This window comes from Pseudonocardia bannensis, from assembly GCF_012911875.1.
In the GTDB taxonomy this organism is placed as follows: domain Bacteria; phylum Actinomycetota; class Actinomycetes; order Mycobacteriales; family Pseudonocardiaceae; genus Pseudonocardia; species Pseudonocardia bannensis.
This window is the reverse complement of the sequence record NZ_JAAXKZ010000003.1, coordinates 104200-111213: the sequence shown is the minus strand read 5'-3', so window position 1 is coordinate 111213 and position 7014 is coordinate 104200. Positions and strand designations below refer to the sequence as shown.

6 protein-coding genes are annotated in these 7014 nt (G+C 74.6%); 3 read left to right on the top strand and 3 right to left on the bottom strand.

What is annotated here, in order from left to right; all coding sequences use genetic code 11:
- On the top strand, positions 1-1308 hold a 1308-nt coding region (locus HF519_RS01850; protein ID WP_169409850.1), incomplete at its 5' end, for a DUF349 domain-containing protein.
- A gap of 84 nt (positions 1309-1392) precedes the next feature.
- Here the strand turns inward: HF519_RS01850 and HF519_RS01845 are convergent.
- Both HF519_RS01845 and miaB read right to left on the bottom strand, forming a co-directional pair.
- The gene (locus HF519_RS01845; RefSeq protein WP_169409849.1) at positions 1393-1863 is read right to left on the bottom strand and encodes an Rv2732c family membrane protein; all 471 of its coding nucleotides are present in this window, start codon (positions 1861-1863) and stop codon (positions 1393-1395) included.
- The gene (gene miaB, locus HF519_RS01840; RefSeq protein WP_169409848.1) at positions 1860-3377 is read right to left on the bottom strand and encodes a tRNA (N6-isopentenyl adenosine(37)-C2)-methylthiotransferase MiaB; all 1518 of its coding nucleotides are present in this window, start codon (positions 3375-3377) and stop codon (positions 1860-1862) included. Before miaB ends, HF519_RS01845 begins: the two co-directional genes overlap by 4 nt.
- 93 nt (positions 3378-3470) lie before the next feature.
- Between miaB and HF519_RS01835 the strand changes: the two genes are divergently transcribed.
- Positions 3471-4445 carry a TAXI family TRAP transporter solute-binding subunit gene (locus HF519_RS01835; RefSeq protein ID WP_169409847.1) on the top strand — a complete coding sequence of 325 codons (975 nt, stop codon included), beginning with the start codon at positions 3471-3473 and terminating at the stop codon, positions 4443-4445.
- Positions 4446-4514: 69 nt separating this feature from the next.
- Complete coding sequence (locus HF519_RS01830) at positions 4515-5426, top strand: hypothetical protein (protein ID WP_211169385.1); 912 nt, start codon at positions 4515-4517, stop codon at positions 5424-5426.
- A gap of 181 nt (positions 5427-5607) precedes the next feature.
- On the opposite strand, the gene HF519_RS01825 is transcribed toward HF519_RS01830, so the two are convergent.
- Complete coding sequence (locus HF519_RS01825; protein WP_169409846.1) at positions 5608-7011, bottom strand: sensor histidine kinase; 1404 nt, start codon at positions 7009-7011, stop codon at positions 5608-5610.
- Positions 7012-7014: the final 3 nt, after the last annotated feature.

Genomic DNA, 7014 nt, shown 5'->3' with positions numbered 1-7014 from the left:
CCCGCGGGCTCAGCGTCGCGCCCCGCCCCCGGCCCGGCGCCCGCGCCCGCCACGGCGCCCCCCGCGGCGGGGGCCTCGCCCGTCGCCGCCGCGAGCGCCGACCCCGCGCGCTGGGGCCGCGTCGACGCCGAGGGCACGATCTACCTGCGCACCGCCGACGGCGAGCGGGTCGTCGGGTCCTGGCAGGCCGGGGCGCCGGAGGAGGGCCTCGCACACTTCGCCCGCCGCTTCGACGACCTGCTGACCGAGGTCGAACTGCTGGCCGCCCGCCTCACAGCCGGCGGCGGCGACCCGAAGCACGCCCTGACCAGCGCGCGCACCCTGCGCGACGGGCTGGCCGATGCCGCCGTGGTCGGCGACGTCGACGGACTGCGGCGCCGACTGGACGAGCTGGTCGCCCAGGCCGAGGTGTCGGTCGGTGCCGCCCGCTCGGCCCGCGACGCGCAGCGCGCCGCCGCGGTGGCGCGCAAGGAGGCCCTGGCCGACGAGGCCGAGCAGCTCGCCGCCGAGGCCACCCAGTGGAAGCAGGCCGGCGACCGGTTCAAGGCGATCCTCGACGAGTGGCGGACGATCCGTGGGATCGACCGCAAGACCGACGAGGCGCTGTGGAAGCGCTTCTCCAAGGCCCGCGAGGCGTTCAACCGTCGCCGCGGCTCGCACTTCGCCGACCTCGACCGCCAGCGCGCCGGGGCGAAGGCCCGCAAGGAGGAACTGGTACTGGAGGCGGAGGCGCTGGCCGACTCCACGGACTGGGGCCCCGCCGCCGCGCGCTACCGCGACCTGATGGCCGAGTGGAAGGCCGCCGGCCGCGCGCAGAAGGACGCCGACGACGCGCTGTGGCAGCGCTTCCGGACCGCGCAGGACGCGTTCTTCGCCCGGCGTGCGGAGACCTTCGCCGAGCGCGACGCCGAGTTCGTCGCCAACGCCGAGGCCAAGAAGGCGCTGCTCAACGAGGCCGAGAAGATCGACGTGGCCGACCCGGACGCCGCCCGAGCGGCACTTCGCAGCATCCAGGAGCGCTGGGAGGAGATCGGCAAGGTCCCGCGCGACGACGTCCGTCCGCTGGAGGCCCGGCTGCGCGCGGTCGAGGAGAAGGTCCGCGAGGCGGCCGACCGCCAGTGGCGCCGCACCGACCCGGAGGCCGAGGCCCGGGTCGCGCAGTTCCGCGACCGGGTGGCCCAGTTCGAGGCCCAGGCGGAGAAGGCCCGCGCGGCCGGCGACATCCGTCGCGCCGAGCAGGCCCAGGGCCAGGCCGACCAGTGGCGCGAGTGGCTGACGACCGCCGAGCAGGCCGTCCAGGGGCGTTAGCCGATCGTCATCCACGGCATCCTTCGCTCGGGGCCGTCCCGGCGACGACCCTGAGCGGTCCGCTCCGGCGAGCGGCCGCCCGCCTCACCGGTGCAGCGCGATCCGCGCCCAGGACACCGCCAGTGTCAGCACCGCGAACACGGCCAGGATCAGCCCCGGGCCCGGGCCGGATGCACCCTCGGGTACTCCGATCTGCCGCGACCAGATCGCCCAGACGCCGTTGACCACCGAGATCCCGCAGCCGACCGCGCACAACCAGGCCACGCCCCAGCGCCGGGTGACGAGCGCGAGGGCGGAACCGACCACGCCGAAGCCGACTGCGGTGACGGTGAACAGCTGGGGCAGCAGCCCCAGCTCCACGGCACCGACGAGGATCTCCCAGCCTCGCGCGGACCCGGTCCAGGACAACATCATCGCCCCGATCAGCACCAGCACCGCGACCGAGACGACCATCGCCGTCACGCCCGGATCGATTCGCCGCTCGACGCGGCGGGCGATGCCGGCGAGCTCGGCGTCGAGCCGGCTCAGCTCGTCGGGGGTCTGGGATTCGCTCATCGCACACCTTCCATCACGACCGCGGCGGCCGGAGCCACCGAGCACCCGGCGTCGGCCGCAACCGGTGGCGGCGCCCCGAACCCCGGCAGTCCGAGGCCGGTGGGTGCGCCGCCGGGGCGGGTACCGGCCTCGTACGCGTCCCCGGCCCGGGTCCGCCGGTGGGCGACCAGCCCGCCGTCGGCGACGAGGTGGTGCGGTGCGCCGTAGCCGATCGTCACGACGACGAGGTCCCCCGGCCGTACCGGGTTTCCCGCGCCCTCACTGTCCTCGCCCGGGGAGAAGTGCACCAGCCTGCCGTCGCGGGCCCGGCCGCTCATCCGCCGGGTGGCGGTGTCCTTGCGCCCCTCACCGGTGGAGACGAGCACCTCGACCTCCCGGCCGACCAACGCCCGGTTCTGCTCCCAGGAGATCTGTTCCTGCAACTCGATCAGCCGGTCGTAGCGTTCCTGGACCACCGCCTTGGGCAGCTGGTCGGGCATCGACGCGGCCGGGGTCCCCGGGCGGGGCGAGTACTGGAAGGTGAAGGCCTGCGCGAACCGGGCCCGGCGGACGACGTCGAGGGTGGCCTGGAAGTCCTCCTCGGTCTCCCCCGGGAACCCGACGATGATGTCGGTGCTGATCGCGGCGTCGGGGATGGACTCCCGGACCTCGTCGAGGATCGCGAGGAAGCGGGCCGACCGGTAGGACCGGCGCATCGCCTTGAGCACCGCGTCCGAGCCGGACTGCAGCGGCATGTGCAGCTGCGGGCAGACCACCGGCGTCTCCGCCATGGCGGCGATGACGTCGGAGGTGAAGTCGCGCGGGTGCGGCGAGGTGAACCGCAGCCGCTCGAGTCCGTCGACCTCCCCGCACGCGCGCAGCAGTTTGGCGAACGCGCCGCGGTCACCGAACTCGGCGCCGTAGGAGTTGACGTTCTGCCCGAGCAGGGTCACCTCGAGCACGCCGTCGGCAGCCAGGGCGGAGACCTCGGCGAGCACGTCGCCGGGGCGGCGGTCCTTCTCCTTGCCGCGCAGGGACGGGACGATGCAGAACGTGCAGGTGTTGTTGCAGCCGACCGAGATCGACACCCAGCCGGCGTAGGCCGACTCCCTCCGGGCCGGGAGGGTCGACGGGAACACCTCGAGCGACTCGAGGATCTCGACCTCGGCGGTCTCGTTGTGCCGGGCCCGTTCGAGCAGGGTCGGCAGCGCGTGCACGTTGTGGGTGCCGAACACGACGTCGACCCACGGGGCCTTCTTGACGATCGTGTCGCGGTCCTTCTGCGCGAGGCACCCGCCCACCGCGATCTGCATCCCGGGGCGCGCAGTCTTCACCGGACGCAGCCGCCCGAGGTTGCCGTAGAGCTTGTTGTCGGCGTTCTCACGCACCGCGCAGGTGTTGAAGACGACGACGTCGGCGGCCTCGGGATCCGCCGCCCGTTCGTATCCGGCCGACTCGAGCAGGCCGGCCATCCGCTCGGAGTCGTGCACGTTCATCTGGCACCCATAGGTGCGGATGGCGTAACTGCGGGTCACGATCCGAGGGTAGCCGTCCGGCCGACGGTGACCGCACCGGTCTCGTTCCCGGGCCGGCTCGACCGCGCGCGGGCGGCGCGGCAGGATGCGCGCATGCGGCGGGGGCTGAGCAGGCGGCAGGCACTGCGCGCGCTCGGCGCCGCCGGGCTGGCGGCGGGCCTCGCCGGGACCCTGTCCGGCTGCTCCTCGCCGTTCACCGACCTCCGCCTCAGCGTCGCGACCGGCGGTACCCAGGGGGTCTACTACGCGTTGGGCGGGGCGCTCGCCGACGCCTGGCAACAGCACCTCGAACTGGTCACCCGCCCACAGGTACTCCCGACCGCGGGATCGGTGCAGAACCTGGCGCTGCTCGCGGGTGGGCAGGCCGACGTCGCCTTCAGCCAGGTCGACACAGCGGCCGACCAGCTCTCCACGACCGCGCCGGACGACCCGCGCTCGTTGCGGGCGCTGGCCCGGATCTACGACGACGCGGTGCACGTGGTGGTCCGGGGCGACGCCCCGTTCGCGCGGCTGGCCGACCTGCGCGGCGCCCGGGTGTCGGTCGGCGCACCCGACTCCGGGGTCACCGTGATCGCGCAGCGGCTGCTCATGGTGGCCGGGCTCGTCCCGGAACGCGATCTGCGGCCCGCCCAGCTGGGCATCAACGAGTCGGTGGCCGCGATGCGCGAGGGCAGCATCGACGCGTTCTTCTGGTCGGGAGGCCTGCCGACGGCCGGGGTGAGCGAGCTCGCCGCGACGCTCCCGATCCGGCTGCTCGACCTCGAGGACGTCCTGCCGGCGATGCGCGCGAGACACCCCGTCTACTCCTCGGGCACGGTGCCGGCCGCCAGTTACGGCATCGCGACGCCGGTGGCCACGCTGCTGGTGCGCAACTTCCTGCTGGTCCCCGCCGTGATGCCGGACGATGTGGCGGATGCCCTGGTCAGTGCCCTGTTCGTGGAGCGACCCCGGCTGGCGGCCGCGAGCGCTGCTGCGTTGACCATCGACTCGAGGGCGGCGATCGGCACCCAGCCGGTCTCACTGCACCCCGGCGCCGCGAGGTTCTACCGGTCCACGAAGTCCATCTGACCCCTTGACGAGCGACACTGAAACACTGTTACAGTAACAGCGTTTCAGATGCGTGTCCGAGGAGTCGCCATGCCGATCCGCTCCGTTCTGGCCGACGCTCGACGCGGCCACCCCGGCCTCTTCGCCCTCGCGGTCGCGATGGCCGGCCTGGCCGCCGTCCTGGCCGTGCTGCTGCCACTGGACGGCCGGGTCGTGATGGGCGCGCCGGTCTGGCTCAAGCCGCTCAAGTTCGCGCTGTCGATCTCCCTCTACGCCGCGGCACTGTCCTGGATGCTGGCCCGCATGGACCTGCCCGGCCGCTCCGCGCAGCGCAGCGGCTGGGTGATCAGCGTGGCGGCCGCGGTCGAGATGGTGATCATCGTGGGGCAGGCGGCGCGCGGCGTGCGCAGCCATTTCAACGACTCCACCGCGTTCGACATCGCGCTGTTCGCCCTGATGGGCGCGACGATCGTGGTGCTCTGGCTCGCGACGCTGAGCATCGCGCTGCGCTTCCTGCGCCGACCGGGGCCGGATCCGGTGACGGCCCGGGCCGTCCGGTCGGGCATCGCGGTGTCGCTGCTCGGCATGGCGGTGGGCTTCATGATCGTCGGCGCGGGCGGGCATGTCGTGGGTGCCCTGGAGGACTCCCCCGGGCTGGCGTTCGTGGGCTGGAGCAGCCTGGGCGGCGACCTGCGGATCGGGCACTTCGTCGGCATGCACGCCCTGCAGGTGCTGCCGCTGCTCGCCGCCGCGCTGACCGCCGTCCCGCGCCGGCTGCTCGACGACGGCGCCCGGACCGGGCTGATCGGGGTGGCCGCCGCCGGCTACACCGCAACGACGCTGCTGCTGACCTGGCAGGCGTTGCGCGGGCAGCCGCTGCTCGCCCCCGACACCACGACCCTCGCCGCCGCCGGGCTGCTCGTCGCCGGCGTCGCGGCCGGGGCGGCGGCGGTGCTCGCCGGGACCCGCCGGCGGGCGACCGCCGCCCACGCGATCGCCTGACCCGGGCCGCACGTCGATCGCTCCTCCCCGGACGGCGGGGCCACCGGACCGCCGCCCGCGGGTGCGCGGGCATCTCGTCCCTCGTTCGTGAACATCGACGATCACAACGACCACGCTCGTAGCGCGAGATCGCCGGCTGCCGTTACCGGGCCGCTCCCCTACCGGCCCCGGCCACCTGCGTTCACGAGAGGTGCTCGGGCGTGGGCGGGGCGGGCACCGGCAGCCACACGACGACCCGCAGCCCGCCGCCGGTCGGCAGTTCGAGGCGCAGTGCACCGGCCGCGAGCTCCGCGGTCCGTGCCGCGATGGCCAGGCCCAGCCCCGACCCCTCCACATTGCTCTGGTCCGGGGCCCGCCAGAACCGGTCGGTGGCCCGCTCCAACTCCTCGGGAGCCATCCCGGGCCCGGTGTCGCGCACGGAGATCTCGACCCGGTCCGGCCAGGGCCGGGCGGCGACCGTGATCGAGCCGCCCGCGGGGGTGAACTTGACCGCGTTGTCCAGGACCGCATCGAGCATCGTCTCGATCCCGCCGTCGGTCGCGGAGGCCTTCAGCCCGCGGGCGCCCTCGCGGATCAGGCGTAGCCCCATGTGCTCGGCCAGCGGCCGCCACGCCTCCAACCGGTCGTCCACCGCGGCGTCGACGTCGACGGTCCCGCTGCCGGTCGCCCGCTCCGCCCGGGCGAGCGCGAGCAGGCCGTCGAGCACGGCGGAGAGCCGCTCCGCCTCCTCGAGCGCCGCCAGATGGTCCTCCGCCGCGGCCGCGTCGACGTGCCCGTCCAGGTTGGACAGGCGCAGGCGCAGCGCCGTCAGCGGGTTGCGCAGCTGATGACTGGCGTCGGCGACGAAAGCCCGCTGCGCGGCCAGGGTCTGGGTGACGGTGTCCGCCATCCGGTCGAACGAGGCCGAGAGCCGGCGCAGCTCGGGCGGCCCGCTGCCGTCGGACACCGGGGCGGCCGCTCCCCCGGCCAGCACCGCCGCAGCCACCCGGCCGGTGCCCTCGTCGAGGCGGCGCACCGGGCGCAGGATCCAGCGGACCACGGGCAGCGCGACCACGACGCCGAGCGCGAGCGCGAGCAGCGCGGCCGCCGCCACGGTCGACCACACCCGCAGCTCGTCGGCCCGCAGCTCGTCGGTCGGGGACACCGTGACCGCGGCACCGTGCACCTCGCCGTCCACCAGCACCGGCTCGGCGAGCACCACCGGTCGCGGGTCCCACGGCATGAGCAGCGGGTAGGGCTCGGACCGGCGGTTCGCCAGCGCGAGCCGCACCCGCTCCTGGCCGTCGTCGTCGAGCTCCGGCGGGACGTCCCGCGACGAGGCGATCAGCTGCCCGGCACGGCCGAGCACGGTCACCGCCACGCCGTAGACCTCCTCGTAGCGGGCGAGCTCGCCCGCGAGGCCGGTGGGGCTGGCCTCGGTGATCGGCCGCTGCGCGATCGAGGCGAAGAAGATCGTGTCCGTCAGCCGGTCGGTGAACAGCTCCTGCTGGGCGCTCCGGGCGTCGGCCAGCGCGAGCGGCACCCCCAGCCCGACCGCGAGCAGCCCGACGAGGAACAGCGCGATGACCAGCAGCCGGGCCCGCACCGC